The sequence below is a fragment of the Aestuariibaculum suncheonense genome (genome assembly GCF_014596935.1).
Taxonomy (GTDB): domain Bacteria; phylum Bacteroidota; class Bacteroidia; order Flavobacteriales; family Flavobacteriaceae; genus Aestuariibaculum; species Aestuariibaculum suncheonense.
The window spans coordinates 534673-549616 of record NZ_JACVXC010000003.1 but is presented as its reverse complement, the minus strand read 5'-3'; the positions used below and the strand labels follow the sequence as shown (position 1 = coordinate 549616).

General features: G+C 36.3%; 15 protein-coding genes. 9 read left to right on the top strand and 6 right to left on the bottom strand.

What is annotated here, in order from left to right; genetic code table 11:
• Nucleotides 1–233 precede the first annotated feature (233 nt).
• From mnmA to ICJ84_RS10620, 6 genes are all read left to right on the top strand, one after another.
• Nucleotides 234–1421: a tRNA 2-thiouridine(34) synthase MnmA gene (gene mnmA / locus ICJ84_RS10645; RefSeq protein WP_188216379.1), complete on the top strand. Its 1188-nt coding sequence runs from the start codon at nucleotides 234–236 to the stop codon at nucleotides 1419–1421.
• A 26-nt stretch (nucleotides 1422–1447) separates the two neighbouring features.
• Nucleotides 1448–3052 (top strand): S8 family serine peptidase, encoded by a 1605-nt coding sequence (locus tag ICJ84_RS10640; RefSeq protein WP_188216378.1) that lies wholly within the window; start codon nucleotides 1448–1450, stop codon nucleotides 3050–3052.
• Nucleotides 3052–3993, top strand: coding sequence for an NAD(P)H-dependent flavin oxidoreductase (locus ICJ84_RS10635; protein WP_188216377.1), 942 nt, complete (start codon nucleotides 3052–3054; stop codon nucleotides 3991–3993). The genes ICJ84_RS10640 and ICJ84_RS10635 overlap by 1 nt, the downstream gene beginning before the upstream one ends.
• A 276-nt stretch (nucleotides 3994–4269) precedes the next feature.
• Complete coding sequence (locus ICJ84_RS10630) at nucleotides 4270–5646, top strand: MATE family efflux transporter (RefSeq protein ID WP_188216376.1); 1377 nt, start codon at nucleotides 4270–4272, stop codon at nucleotides 5644–5646.
• 9 nt (nucleotides 5647–5655) lie between these two features.
• A complete protein-coding gene (locus tag ICJ84_RS10625) occupies nucleotides 5656–5883 on the top strand; it encodes a hypothetical protein (RefSeq protein WP_188216375.1) in 228 nt (75 codons plus the stop codon).
• 100 nt (nucleotides 5884–5983) lie between these two features.
• Nucleotides 5984–6559, top strand: a complete 576-nt coding sequence (locus ICJ84_RS10620; protein WP_188216374.1) for a phosphatase PAP2 family protein — start codon at nucleotides 5984–5986, stop codon at nucleotides 6557–6559.
• Here the strand turns inward: ICJ84_RS10620 and meaB are convergent.
• Entirely contained in the window at nucleotides 6556–7638 is a 1083-nt protein-coding gene (gene meaB, locus ICJ84_RS10615) for a methylmalonyl Co-A mutase-associated GTPase MeaB (protein WP_188216373.1), read from the bottom strand. The genes ICJ84_RS10620 and meaB overlap by 4 nt on opposite strands.
• Before the next feature lie 52 nt (nucleotides 7639–7690).
• A complete protein-coding gene (locus ICJ84_RS10610; RefSeq protein WP_317173664.1) occupies nucleotides 7691–8248 on the bottom strand; it encodes a DUF2911 domain-containing protein in 558 nt (185 codons plus the stop codon).
• A 190-nt stretch (nucleotides 8249–8438) separates the two neighbouring features.
• On the opposite strand from ICJ84_RS10610, the gene ICJ84_RS10605 reads away from it, so the two are divergent.
• The 3 genes from ICJ84_RS10605 to ICJ84_RS10595 are packed head-to-tail and all read left to right on the top strand — an operon-like array spanning nucleotide 8439 to nucleotide 11068.
• The gene (locus tag ICJ84_RS10605) at nucleotides 8439–8990 is read left to right on the top strand and encodes an RNA polymerase sigma factor (protein ID WP_188216371.1); all 552 of its coding nucleotides are present in this window, start codon (nucleotides 8439–8441) and stop codon (nucleotides 8988–8990) included.
• Entirely contained in the window at nucleotides 8974–9555 is a 582-nt protein-coding gene (locus ICJ84_RS10600; protein ID WP_188216370.1) for a hypothetical protein, read from the top strand. Before ICJ84_RS10605 ends, ICJ84_RS10600 begins: the two co-directional genes overlap by 17 nt.
• Nucleotides 9556–9565: 10 nt before the next feature.
• Nucleotides 9566–11068 carry a DUF4097 family beta strand repeat-containing protein gene (locus tag ICJ84_RS10595; RefSeq protein WP_188216369.1) on the top strand — a complete coding sequence of 501 codons (1503 nt, stop codon included), beginning with the start codon at nucleotides 9566–9568 and terminating at the stop codon, nucleotides 11066–11068.
• A 7-nt stretch (nucleotides 11069–11075) separates the two neighbouring features.
• On the opposite strand, the gene miaA is transcribed toward ICJ84_RS10595, so the two are convergent.
• Genes miaA through ICJ84_RS10575 form a run of 4 tightly spaced genes read right to left on the bottom strand, consistent with a single transcriptional unit; the run spans nucleotide 11076 to nucleotide 14934 of the window.
• On the bottom strand, nucleotides 11076–11984 hold the full coding sequence (gene miaA / locus ICJ84_RS10590) for a tRNA (adenosine(37)-N6)-dimethylallyltransferase MiaA (protein ID WP_188216368.1): 909 nt from the start codon (nucleotides 11982–11984) through the stop codon (nucleotides 11076–11078).
• On the bottom strand, nucleotides 11977–12834 hold the full coding sequence (locus ICJ84_RS10585; RefSeq protein ID WP_188216367.1) for an ion transporter: 858 nt from the start codon (nucleotides 12832–12834) through the stop codon (nucleotides 11977–11979). Before ICJ84_RS10585 ends, miaA begins: the two co-directional genes overlap by 8 nt.
• A 35-nt stretch (nucleotides 12835–12869) precedes the next feature.
• Nucleotides 12870–14234, bottom strand: coding sequence for an exonuclease domain-containing protein (locus tag ICJ84_RS10580; RefSeq protein ID WP_188216366.1), 1365 nt, complete (start codon nucleotides 14232–14234; stop codon nucleotides 12870–12872).
• Between the two features lie 31 nt (nucleotides 14235–14265).
• Nucleotides 14266–14934 carry a YggS family pyridoxal phosphate-dependent enzyme gene (locus ICJ84_RS10575; protein ID WP_188216365.1) on the bottom strand — a complete coding sequence of 223 codons (669 nt, stop codon included), beginning with the start codon at nucleotides 14932–14934 and terminating at the stop codon, nucleotides 14266–14268.
• Nucleotides 14935–14944: the final 10 nt, after the last annotated feature.

Genomic DNA, 14944 nt, shown 5'->3' with positions numbered 1-14944 from the left:
TCGTCAGGATTTTAATTTGTTTAACAAATATACTAAATGATTAAACAAAAAATATTAATCTAGTTTAACTTTTTGCATAAAAGTTTAAACAAGATAATTGTTTAGGGAATTTGATATGTATCTTATAGTACGATATTAAAGGATAAATATGTGTATCTTTGTGCCCTCATTTCAAGAAAATGAAATCGTACAATGTGTACAAAGTGTAATTTTTAAAGGAAATTTTAAGACTGATGAAACGAGTTATTATAGGACTTTCAGGAGGTGTAGATTCGAGTGTTGCTGCGTATTTGTTACAGGAGCAAGGTTATGAGGTTATTGGCTTGTTTATGAAGAATTGGCATGACGATTCTGTAACCATTTCAAATGAATGTCCTTGGTTAGACGATAGTAATGATGCGATGCTTGTTGCTGAGAAATTAGGAATTCCTTTTCAAACGGTCGATTTAAGCGAACAGTATAAAGAGCGCATTGTCGATTATATGTTTAAAGAATACGAAAAAGGCCGTACGCCTAACCCTGATGTGTTGTGTAACCGTGAGATTAAATTCGATGTTTTTATGGATATCGCTTTGGGTTTAGGAGCCGATTATGTGGCAACTGGTCATTATTGTAGAAAAGGAACCATCGAAAAAGAAGGAAAAGAAGTCTATCAGCTTTTAGCCGGTGTCGATAATAATAAGGATCAGTCGTATTTTCTATGTCAGTTATCGCAAGAACAATTGGCAAAGTCGTTGTTCCCAATTGGCGAATTAACAAAACCTCAGGTACGTGAAATTGCTACTAAATTAGATTTGGTAACTGCGGAAAAGAAAGATTCTCAAGGTTTATGTTTCATAGGAAAAGTGAAATTGCCAGACTTTCTTCAACAGCAATTAAAACCTAAAGAAGGTGTAATTGTTGAAGTATCAAGAGAGCAGGATATTTTTAAAACGGAAATACCCGAATTCCATTCAGAAGAAGGAAAACTGGAATATTTATCTCGTAAAATCGATTATAAAGTAGACTACGGAAAAGTAGTTGGTAAACATCAAGGGGCGCATTATTTTACTAAGGGGCAGCGTAAAGGTTTAGGTGTTGGAGGTACCGTTGAACCGCTATTTGTTATTGATACCGATGTTGAAGAAAATGTAATTTATACAGGTCAAGGAAAAGAGCATCCGGGATTATTAAAAAAAGCATTGTTTATTAGTAACGAAGAATTACACTGGATACGCACCGATTTAGCTTTAGAAACCGATGAAACTATGGAAGTCATGGCAAGAATTCGTTACAGACAGCCATTACAAAGGGCTACTTTGCATAAAGTAAGCAGTGGTTTATATGTCGAGTTTGAAGCGTTTCAATCGGCAATTACCGAAGGGCAGTTTGCAGCTTGGTATTTAAATGATGAGTTAGTAGGTTCTGGGGTAATTTCGTAAATTGCAGTAACTAAATTACTGCTGCAATGAAAAATCACCTACTCTTCTTTTTGCTGTTTGGCTATTCATTCACAGTTTGGGCACAACAGGATGCGTGGGTATATCTTACCGATAAAGGAACTACCTATAATGTTAGCACACCTTCGGGTTTTTTAACTCAAAAAGCAATTGATAGAAAAGTCAGACATGGTGTGATTATTGATGAACGCGACATTCCGGTTAACGAGGCTTACATCAGTCAAATTAAGATTGCAACCGGTATAACGGTCATGGCGAAATCGAAATGGTTTAATGCTGTTCATGTTCGTGGTAGTCAAGCCGATATTTTGAATTTAAAATCGAATTATACTTTTGTCGATTATATCGATTTTGCAAATAAGAGCCTTAATACGTCTAAAATAGCCAAACCAAAGGAGATAAGTAAGTTGGAATCTTTGGCTACAGCTTTTGAATACGGTACTTCGGAGAATCAGGTAAGTATGATTAATGCAAACGATTTGCATTTAGCCGATTATTCCGGTACAGGCATGACTATTGCGGTTATGGATGCAGGTTATCCCGGTGTGAATTCTATTGGTGGTTTTCAAAGACTAAGGGATGCGAATGGTATTTTAGGAACTTACGATTTTGTGAATCGCGATGTTGATGTTTACACAAATACAACAAGTAATCATGGTACATTAGTGTTAAGCACTATGGCTGGTTATATTGAAAATCAGTACGTCGGCACAGCTCCTGATGCATCTTATTATTTATTCATTACTGAAGATGGTCCAAATGAAAATCCGGTAGAAGAAAGTTATTGGGTGGAGGCTGCTGAAAGAGCCGATAGTCTGGGTGTTGATGTCATAAATACGTCTTTGGGTTATGGAGCCTTTTATGACAATTTAAATTATAATTATTCAGCTGCTGAATATGACGGAAAAAGTATTTATATAACGAAAGGGGCGAATATCGCTTTTGAAAAAGGCTTGTTGTTGATAAATTCGGCAGGAAACGAAGGAACCAATGGGGTTAATGCACCAGCAGATTCTCCTAATGTGTTTTCTATTGGTGCAGTGGATGCTTCCGGGAATTATGCGAGTTTTAGTTCTGTTGGAAGTCCGGTGCAACCCACACAAAAACCTGATGTTGTAGCTCAGGGTTTGGGGAGTGCTGTAATAACAGAAAACAATACTCTTGCTAGCGTTAACGGAACCTCGTTTAGTTCACCTGTTTTGGCGGGTGGTATTACGTGTCTGTGGCAGGCCTTATATGATAAGACCAATGCTGAAATTATGAAATTGGTGCGCGAATCGGCATCGCAATATAGTATGCCAGATTATCAGTTAGGTTACGGCATTCCAAATTTATTCGCAGCATTAAATAACGTATTATCACTTCATAAAGATGAAATTAATTCCATACAGGTTTTTCCCAATCCGGTAAAGGATTTAGTTCATTTTCAATTACCCGATTCAACTCAAAACTACGCCGTTTCCTTTTATGATGTATTGGGGAAATTAATCAAACAAACTTCGGTCTCTTCCGAAGATAATCAAGTGGACTTGTCTTCATTATCAAAAGGACTTTATGTATTAAAAATAAACGGAGCAACACAAATAATCACACTCAAAATAATCAAACAATAATGTCGAATAGAATAACTGAATTATTCCAGATTAAATACCCCATTGTTCAGGCGGGTATGGTTTGGAATAGTGGCTGGCGATTGGCTTCCGCAGCTAGTAACGCCGGAATTTTAGGTTTAATCGGGGCTGGTTCTATGTATCCGGATGTTTTGCGCGAGCATATTCAAAAATGTAAGCAGGCTACTGATAAACCTTTTGGAGTCAATGTCCCCATGTTGTATCCGAACATAGAAGACATTATGAATATTATTGTGGAAGAAGGCGTAAAAATTGTTTTTACTTCGGCTGGAAATCCGAAAACCTGGACATCTTGGTTACAAGAACGAGGCATTACGGTCGTGCATGTCGTAAGTAGCGTAAAGTTTGCTTTAAAAGCACAGGAGGCCGGAGTAGATGCTATTGTTGCGGAAGGTTTTGAGGCTGGAGGGCATAACGGTAGAGATGAAACCACAACGTTAACTCTAATCCCTATGGTTAAAGAGCAAATTAGGATTCCATTAATTGCAGCAGGAGGGATTGCAACAGGAAAATCCATGTTAGCGACCATGGTTTTAGGAGCCGATGGTGTACAAGTAGGAAGTCGTTTCGTGGCAAGTGAAGAAAGCTCGGCACATCACGCATTTAAGCAATTGGTAGTGGATGCTAAAGAAGGAGATACACAACTTACCTTAAAAGAATTAGCACCTGTACGTTTGATAAAGAACAAGTTTTATAACGATGTTCAGGAACTTTACAAACAATCGCCATCGGTTGAAGATTTAAAAACCTTGTTAGGGCGTGCCAGAGCCAAACGGGGGATGTTTGAAGGCGATTTGGAAGAAGGCGAACTTGAAATTGGCCAGATAGCAGGACTCATTCATGACATAAAACCTGTGGCTACTATTGTAAAGGAAATCGTTTTAGAATTTGAAGAAGCTAAACAGAATTTAAAAAATCTTTAAAGGCTTAATAAAAAAGGGAAACGCGAGTTTCCCTTTAATATATTGAAACGTGAAGTATTAATTTTTTAATCCCAATAAAAATAAAAGCTAAATGTTTCAATATGCTGTAAATTCTTAAGTGAGAGGTTCCGGTTAAGGAAGTGCTAATTTACAAAATAACAGAGGTTTATGTGGAATAAACACGAGGTAAGTTATTAACAAATGTTAAGGAATCACTTTTTTGAAAATCACTTTTAAAAGTTAGTCTATACTAATCTTAAAGATTATTTTTGCCGTATGAAATTAGTAGACTACACCAAAGAGTTCAAATACAACTGGACTTTAGCTGCACCTGTAATGTTGGGTATGCTCGGGCATACGTTTGTGAGTTTTATTGATAACATTATGGTTGGGCAGTTAGGGACAGCCGAGTTGGCAGCCGTATCTCTTGGTAATAGTTTTATGTTTATTGCCATGTCTTTGGGTATTGGTTTTTCAACGGCTATAACACCTTTAATAGCCGAAGCCGATGCAGCTAAAAATTTTGAAAGCGGAAAATCGTCATTTAAACATGGTTTATTTTTATGCACAGTCATAGGCGCGCTCTTGTTTTTAGTGCTGTTATTAGCCAAGCCTTTAATGTACCTCATGAAACAACCGGTAGAGGTTGTAGAATTAGCCATTCCGTATTTAGATTTGGTGGCTTTTTCCTTAATTCCTTTAATCATATTTCAAGGGTTTAAACAGTTTAGTGATGGCTTATCTATGACACGTTACCCCATGTACGCTACAATTTTAGCCAATTTGGTGAATGTGGTTCTGAATTATTTATTGATTTTTGGGAAATTCGGTTTTCCTGAAATGGGTATTGTTGGAGCGGCCTACGGAACATTGATTTCTCGATTTGTTATGGTCGCTTATATTTATCTGTTATTAAAACGAAATAACAAATCTCAAGGCTATGTTACGCAGATTAAATTATTTGTTTTGCATAAGCTGGAGCTAAAAAAGCTAGTAAACCTTGGAGCGCCTAGTGCCATGCAAATGTTTTTTGAAGTAGCCATATTTACGGCAGCAATCTGGTTAAGTGGACTTTTAGGAAAGAATCCACAGGCAGCAAATCAGGTGGCTTTAAACCTCTCGTCTATGACCTTTATGGTGGCTACTGGATTAAGTGTGGCAGCTATGATTCGTGTCGGTAACCAGAAAGGGTTAAAACAGTATATTGATTTACGTCGTATAGCCATTTCCATCTTTTTATTAGGAACTATTCTGGCGTTTGCTTTCGGACTCATGTTCTTTGCATTACATAACCATTTACCAAAATTGTATGTTGATTTTGATGATGTGAAAAACCTGGCCGATAATACCGAAGTGGTTTCCATAGCGTCGAAATTATTAATTGCTGCGGCCATTTTTCAAATTAGCGATAGCGTACAGGTTATTTTTCTTGGGGCCTTACGCGGTTTGCAAGACGTTAAAATACCAACCATAATTACCTTTATCTCGTATTGGTTGGTAGGATTTCCAATAAGCTGGTTTTTAGGAACGGAAGACGCTTTCGGAAGCTTTGGGATTTGGTTGGGGTTACTTGCCGGATTAACCACAGCTGCTATTTTATTATATATTCGATTCAATTATTTAACGAAAAAGTTAATTTTGTCTAATAACTAAAAACAAATCATGTCACTACCTAAATTTATACTTGGCGATAATACAGAATACCCGAATGCTATTTTTGTAATTCATACTGAATTTCCTAGATTTATTATTAATCTGGAAAATGATGAAGTAGAGTGGTTCGAAGAATTTGATGAAGAAGATCAGAAAGAATTAGAAATCGAAACCGAGAATGCCATTAAATTAGCAACCGACTTTTACGATAGCGAAATTGCTAAATACGAAGAATAATTGCGTTAAGGATGGTAGCGGTATCCTTTACTTAATAAAGTAAAGATTTAGCGAACAGCCTGACGAATGCGAAGCATTAGTAACGCCCAAATACACTTTGATGATTGATAAGCTTATACAATTAGACACTGAGTTATTTTTATTTTTAAACAATTTAGGATCCCCGACTTGGGATGGTTTATGGTTGGCTATAACAGCTAAGCTAACCTTTGTACCTTTGTACGCTATTTTGTTGTATTTATTGTATAAAAAGTTTGGATTACGCTCATTATTAATTTTTGTAGTGGTAATTGCTTTAATGATTACTTTTACCGATCAGGTGACTAATTTGTTTAAGCGTACGTTCGAGCGACCAAGACCTTGCCGAGCCGATGGCGTTATGGACCAAATGCGATTTATTGCTGAGCGTTGTGGTAAGTATGGGTTCTTCTCTGGTCATGCTTCGAACTCTATGGCTGCAGCGATTTTTGCGGGTTTGATGCTTAGAACATATTACAAAAATTTAGTTTTTATTTTATTGCTTTGGAGTGCTGTTGTAGCGTACAGCCGAATTTATGTAGGTGTGCATTATCCATTAGATCTTATTTGCGGATTAACCTTTGGAGCTATTTCCGGATTTATGTTTTACAAGCTGACGTTGTATTTGTTAAAACGTTATAATAAGCAAGGAGACTAAGCTTTAGGATTCATTTGTAATATAAATTCGGCGGCAGCGAAAGGTGTTGTTTCGTTTTGTTCGATACGTTTTAATTGATGTTGCAATTCGGTTTTTACGGTATCGTTATTAAAGAATTTATGAGTCAAAGCATTTTTTATGGTTTCTAAAAGCCAGAATGTATTCTGTTCGTTTCGTTTTGTGTTGAAGTATTTATTTTTGGTTGTAACTTCAATATATTCCTGAATAATGTTCCAGATATCGGTAATGCCTCTGTTTTCAATTGCACTACAGCTACTAACTTTAGGTGTCCATCCGGAAGGTTTGTCATTGTATAGATGAAGCGTTTTACGGAGGTCAGATTCGGTTGTTTTTGCTAAGTTCAGATTAGTCCCATCGGCTTTATTAATTACAATAGCATCAGCCATTTCAATAATACCACGCTTTATACCTTGCAACTCATCGCCGGCACCTGTAAGCTGTAATAATAGAAAGAAATCGACCATACTATGCACGGCTGTCTCACTTTGTCCGACGCCAACGGTTTCAATTAAAATCACATCAAATCCGGCAGCTTCACATAAAATAATACTTTCTCTAGTAGTTCTGGCAACACCCCCCAAAGCGTCACTGGCAGCCGAAGGTCTTATAAAAGCGTTTTTGTCTTTCACCAAAGCTTCCATGCGTGTTTTGTCTCCTAAAATACTACCTTTTGAAAGGCTGCTACTGGGGTCGACAGCTAATACCGCAACACGTTTGCTTATTGAAGTTAAAAATGTTCCAAAAGCTTCAATAAAAGTGCTTTTTCCAACACCGGGAACACCAGTTATACCAATTCTAATGGACTTATTGGCGTGAGGTAAGCAGGATTTTAATAATGTATTGGCTTTTTCAGTATGTTCAGGATTAGTACTTTCAATTAAGGTGATGCCACGACTTAAAGCCGAAATATCGTTATTTAAAATACCGGAAATTAAAGCATCAACATCAAGACTGGTTTTGCGTTTACTTTTAATTTTAGCAATAGAAGTCACGTTAGTAATTTCAGAATTAGAAACCCCTTGACTTTCCTGTAAGGCCGATGTTTTATGTTTTACCAAAATTGAACAATTAAGGTATAAGTTACAAAAAGGAAATCAAATTTAGAAAAGATTATTCCTTTAGAGGTACCTGTATTTTTACGTCGTCCCAAGCCATAGTTAAAAACAGATTATCTGTAGAATTATCGAAAGCTATAGTAAACTGTTCTACAGTAGAATCTAATTTTTTAACAGGAACGTCAATATTAACAACATCGTAATTAGGATCCCACATAGGTTTCATTTCTGAGTTTACACCCCAGGAATACTGCTTAGAATTGAAAATAACTGTCCACACCGTGTCTTTTGGAACCGTCCATAACGTATATTTTCCGGAAGGGAGTGAGAAAGAGTCATCTTGATTTGTAATCTTTAAAGATTTATTGGTTTCAAAAGTAGTTGCTTCGTTCGCCCCAGTACGCCAAACCTGATCGTAAGGTACTAAAGCGCCAAATATTTCACGGCCTTTTTTAGAGGGTCTGTTATAAAACACTTCTAATTCTAATTCATTAAGTTTAAACTCTACTGTATCTTTAGGACTCAGTCGTTTAGCGAAAATGTTTTCGACAAATATGGTGTATGCAAGTAAACCAAGGGCTATAACAGAAAAAAGAATTAAAACGCGTTTCAAAAAGGTGTTCATTTAATAAATAGTATTTGAGAATCAAATATACTTTAAAAAGTAATAATTAATAAACTGCAAACGTACATTTATTAGGTTTTGTTTTATTGATGGAAAAAATTTTAATGTTTTTTGCAACACTTTAACTTTTATGTCGTCTTTTTAAATGAACTAACTTAAGCCAAAAGTCAAAACCAGCATGTTTCAAGCCGATATTATTGAACAATGCAAGCAAAATAATCGTAAAGCACAACTGCAGTTGTACAACCAGTACTGCGATGGGATGTATATTGTTGCTAAGCGATTTTTGAAAGATGCCAGCGATGCTGAAGATGTAGTGCAGGAAGCGTTTATCAAAGCGTTTTCCAAATTGCACCAGTATCAGGCAGAAGTGACTTTTGGGGCCTGGTTAAAACGTATTGTCGTTAATAAAAGTATCGATCTTTTAAAATCTAAAAAACAACAGTTGGTTGAATTGGATGAGGTGCACCTGAAAGTAGTTGAAACACCACAGGACGACAAATGGTTGGTAGAAGACGCAATTACATTAAACGATGTAAAACAGGCGATTAGCAATTTACCCGATAAATATCAATATGTGGTGATGCTTTATTTAATTGAAGGCTACGATCATCAGGAAATTTCAGAGATTTTAAGTATTTCAGAAGTAGCATCACGAACCCAGTTATCGAGAGGAAAAGCAAAATTACAAGATCTGTTGACACTAAAACAAAATGGCACGAGATATTAGAGAATTACTGAAAGAAGACGTTGTAAGTAAAGAAGCTATGCCTAAACATCATGAGGCTCGCTTTTTAAAAAAGCTTGACCAAGCTATGCCAGTATCAAAACCAAGACACCATTGGTTACGTATTGCAGCCAGTGTGATTGTGCTGTTAGGGTTCAGTTTTATGGCGTTTCAGTTTTATAATTCCAATCAAAAGCAAATTGAAATTTCGCCTGAAATTATTACAAATACCCCTTCTAATGATATGAAAACTCTGGGAGATGTGTCTCCCGGACTTAAAAAGGTAGAAGATTATTATTTAGCGAGTATCAATTTAGAGTTGGCAAAAATTAAGTATACACCAGAAACCAAGGAGCTTTTCGATGGTTATGTAAAACAATTGGAGGAACTCGACAACGAATATCAGCGTTTGTCGCAGGAATTAACCAATTCCGGGCCAAGTGAGTTAACCGTTAATGCGCTAATTGATAATCTAAAATTTCGTTTAAACCTATTGTATCGCTTAAGAGCTCAGTTACAGGAGTTAAAACCATCAAGTGAATTTGAAAATCAAAATCAATCCATCTAAAAATCAAAAAATGAACAAATCAATTATATATAAAGCACTTTTTCTGTTAAGTTTTTTCATGGCAGGGCATGGTATTGCTCAGGAAAAACAAACTAAACTATCACAGTCTATTTATGTAGATAAAGATGTTACGGTAAATTTGAATACCAGTTACAGTAATATCGTTATTGATACCTGGAGTAAAGACGTTGTTGAAATAGAGGCTTATTTAGAAGGCGAAAAGCTTAGTAAAGAGGAATTAGAAGAAGTTTTAAAAGCTTGGAATGTAGATGTAGATGCTACGAAAAACGAAGTAACAATTTCAACCAAAGGTAATACGCCACATGTTTGGGCCTATCGATACAGCAGAGATGACGACGATGAGGCGGTTCATGCTGTTATTAAAGAGTTAAAGTTTGAATTAGCCGATTTGCCGGATATACCTCAATTTGTATTTATTCCGGAGATTCCTGAAATCCCGGAAATTCCAGAACTACCTCCGTTACCAGTTTTGCCGGAAGGTATTGGGAAAGTTCATTTTGATTACCAAGCTTATAAAAAAGACGGTGAAAAATATTTAGAAGAATATTCAAAGCAGTTTGAAAAGTCTTTCGGAAAGGACTATGAAAAGAAAATGGAAGCCTGGGGGAAAAAGTTTGAAAAGGAGTGGGGAGAGAAGTATGCCAAACAAATGGAAGAATGGGGTGAGCATTTTGCCGAGCAAATGGAGCGTGATGCTAGTAAACGTGAAGCTGATGCCGAACGAATTTCAGTAGAGATGGAAAAACGTTATGCTAAACAACAAGAGGAACGGGAACGAGCTATGGAGATCCGTATGAAGGAAAGAGAAAAGCATATGGAAGAACGCCAAAAACACATGGAAGAACGAGAGCGATTGGCCGATGAGAGACGTGTGGTTATTGAAAAAATGGTAAGCGATAAAAACATGTCAGGAGTTAAAAAGACCATCAAAATTAAATTGCCTAAAAAAGCAAAATTAAAAGTCAATGTAAGACATGGTGAAATTGAATTAGCGTCAACTATTGATAATTTAAAAGCCAATTTAGAATACACCAAATTTAAAGCGAGTAGCATTAATGGAAGCCAGACTTCCATTAATGCATCGTATTCACCTGTTATGGTAACCCATTGGAATGTAGGTAGCTTAAATTTGAATTATGTTAAGAAGGCGACTATTAATAACGCAAAACAATTGGTGATAACATCTAATTCATCCAATGTGATAATTGATCACTTAGAGGGCAATGCCATTATTAACGGGTCGATTGGCGATTTAAAGATTTTAAAAATAGCTGATGAATTTTCAAACTTAAATGTAACGCTTCAAAATAGTGAAGCCACAATTATTTTACCTAAAGTGGATTATAGTATGCAATATGTAGGTAGCCATTCACGATTTAATCATCCTAAAAAAGCAACACCAAATAACGTGTCGAGCTTTTCAACAGGTAACTTAAGCAGTGGTAAGAATATAGTTATTAATGCAAAGTACAGTTCGGTGGATATGAAATAAAGCTTGCTTACCTTCTCATATGCTCTTCACAATCTGTAATAATCTTTTTTACATCGGTTTGGTAATCAAACCATAATGCATTTTCGGTTTTTTTAAACCAGGTGAGTTGCCGTTTAGCAAAACGTCTGCTATTTTTCTTAATTTCAGAAACGGCAAATTCTAAGTCCCATTCGCCATCCAGATAATTAAATAATTCCTTATATCCTACAGTATTTAGGGCGTTCAGGTCTTTGTAAGGAAGAAGTTGTTGGACTTCATCCAGTAAGCCTTCGTCCATCATGATATCTACCCGTCGATTGATGCGATTGTATATGATTTCTCTATCTGCAGTTAACCCAACAGTTAAGGTTTTAAACGAACGCTTGTTTTTTCCTTTATTTAAAAATGAAGAATACGGTTGTTCGGTTCCAATGCAGATTTCAAGAGCACGAATCACCCGATGCGGATTATCGATAGCAATGGTATTATAGGAAATAGGGTCTAAGGTTTTTAATTGTGTTTGTAAATGCGTTAATCCTTTGGTTTCTAAATCGTTGTTTAGAGTGGTTCTAATGGAAGGATCTACATCAGGAAAATCGTCTAATCCTTTAGTAACGGCATCGACATACAATCCCGATCCGCCTACCATAATAACTATGTCATGCGTTTTAAAAAGCGTTTCTAGGCAAGACAGCGCATCTTTTTCAAATGATCCTACACTGTAATTTTCCTGAATAGATTTATGATGAATAAAATGATGTCTTGCTGCAGCTAATTCCTCAGGAGAAGGAGCAGCAGTGCCAATTTGCATTTCTTTAAAAAACTGTCTGGAATCTGCCGAAATGATTTCCGTATTAAAGTGATTGGCCAGTTTTATACTTAAGGCCGTTTTTCCAATAGCCGTTGGACCGATTATAGAAATAAGAAATTTACTCATCGTTTAATTTATGGCCGCAATGATAACAAAATTCGGCGTCATCTCTATGCTTTTCAGTTGAACAGTTTACACAAACTTGGGTGTTGAGGTGCAAAGGCTTTTTAATCTTATCTTCTTTTTCATCTTTTCTACTCTGGCTGGTATATTCAGCAGAAACAATGCCGGTAGGAACAGCAATAATACCATATCCTAAAATCATAACTAACGACGCAATAAATTGCCCCAATGGTGTTTGGGGAGCAATATCTCCAAACCCAACCGTAGTAAGGGTTACAATACACCAATACACACTTTTTGGGATATTGCTAAAGCCGTTTTCTTCACCTTCAACCAGATACATAATGGTGCCTAGAATAATAGAAACAATGATGACTGCAAACAAAAACACCGATATTTTAGCTCGGCTTGCTCGTAATGCCGACATAAGACGAAGAGAAGCACCCAGATAGCGAGCTAATTTTAGAATTCTAAAAATTCGTAATAACCTTAAAGCGCGTAATGCAGCCAAAGCATGAACACCACCAACAATGAGTGAAATGTACTTTGGAACTGTTGATAAAAAATCGATAATACCATAAAAGCTAAAAATGTATTTAAGTGGTTTTTTTACAGTTATCACTCTGGCAATGTACTCAACAGTGAATAAAACGGTGATAATCCATTCAGATATGTTTAAAATATCATGATACTTACTGTCTATACTTTTAACACTTTCCAGCATAACTAGTAAAATACTAGCCAGAATAACTATGAGTAAAACCACATCGAACAACTTGCCTGCGGGTGTGTCGGCTTCATAAATAATTTCATGAAGTTTTGATCTCCAGTTTTTGTCTTGCGGTTTTTCCATATAATCAAAGATATGAAAAGAAACCTTTAATGTTTCTAATCAAAATTTACAACCTTTAATTTCTTATTCTTTCTTAAGTAACTCTGAATGATATGCTGAGTATCTCTATTATTTTGCATAGGAGTAATAATAGATTGCAGAATCTCAATATTGTTGATTTGATAATTTAAGTTGAAAAAGCTTATGCCTTTAAATACGCCGTTTTCAATTAATATAGCACTGCGTTCGTCGACATCACGACCTCGGTCGATAATAACCATATTCTGGTTGGCGTAACTGTTTTTGGATATTAATTTAGAAACACGCTGGTTATAGCTTTCAGGAGATTCTTCACCTACACAGGCGCCATAACAGCTTTTAATATCGTAGTTAAAGCAACTGCTTTTGGTTTTATAGATGCCAGCTAATTTCTGGCAAAGATTGTATGCTTCGACGGCTTGATTTATAAAGCTTTTACCGCTATCTCTGTTACTAAACGTTGTGATTGGTTTTTTACGACCGTCGGCAACATCAATTTTAAGGTTGATATAACCATTATTGTCTGTAAAACTATAAAGGGCATGGGTAAATCGCGTTCTGCGAAGGGCACGATTGAACTTTGGTTTGATGTTTTTAATAGCTTCACTTTCCTTTAAAAGTGCCACTAATTCACTTCCGGTCGTTTCATAAGTTACCGAATCTACTAAATTCTGAATTTGTTTAGACTTTCGGTTGGTGTTGGTAAAATGTTGATTAATGCGTTTTTTGATGTTGTTACTTTTTCCAACATAAATAATGTCTCCCTCTGAATTATGAATATAATACACACCAGTTTCCGAAGGTAAGCTGGCTAAAATATCTATATGTCTTGGCTCCAATTGGTGCTTCGGACTGAGTTTTATAGATTGCTGGATAATAGTCTTCGAGCTGTCTTTATCTAACAGAAGCTTAAACAGTTTTAAGGTCGCTAAAGCGTCACCAGAAGCACGATGTCTGTCGGTAACCGGAATTCCTAATGAGCGGACCAGTTTTCCCAAACTATAAGAGGGCTGACCAGGAATTAAATCTTTAGCTAATTCAACAGAACATAACGAGGGGCGAACATAGTCATAACCCAACCTTCTGAATTCGGTACACAAAATGCGGTAATCGAATTGCGCATTATGTGCAACAAGAATGCAATCTTCGGTAATTTCTACAATACGCTTGGCAATTTCATAGAACTTAGGAGCGTTTCGAAGCATGTTATTGTTGATACCTGTTAGGTTAACCACAAAGGGTTGAATTTCACGTTCAGGATTTACAAGGCTGATAAATTGGTCGACAATGTCGTGCCCATCGTATTTATAGATTGCAATTTCTGTAATGCCTTCTTCGTTATACTTACCTCCCGTAGTTTCTATGTCTAGTATTGCGTACAAAAAATGTTGTTAAGTTTAGGCTTATAATGTCTTAGTTGTAGTTTCGTTCTCCAAATATACTACTTCCAACGCGAACCATAGTACTTCCGCAGGCAATTGCTAATTTATAATCGCCACTCATTCCCATACTAATGGTTTCAAGTTTGCAATTTGGGGCTTCAATGGTTTTTAATGTATCGAAAGTTTGTTTCAATCTGGTGAATTCCTGCTTTACCTGGGTTTCATCTTCGGTAAAAGTAGCCATACCCATTAAGCCAACAATCTTGATATTTTGTAATTCTGAAAAGTCTTGTGATTGTAATATTTCTGAAGCTTCAGCGGCCGTCATCCCAAATTTACTGTCTTCTTCAGCAATTTTTATTTGAAGCAGGCAATGAATGGTGCGTCTGTATCTGGCCGCTTGTCTGTTTATTTCGGTTAGTAATTTAAAATTATCGACACCGTGAATTAAACTCACAAAAGATGCCATGTATTTCACTTTATTCCGCTGTACATGACCAATCATATGCCATTCAATATCTTTCGGCATAACCTCATGTTTTTCGACCATTTCCTGAATTTTATTTTCGCCAAAAATGCGTTGTCCGGAATGATAAGCTTCCATTAAATCTGTTACAGGTTTGGTTTTCGATACTGCAACAAGAGTGACATGTTCTGGTAAACTGGACTTTATATGATTGAGATTCTGTGCTATTGACATGATTTTAAAT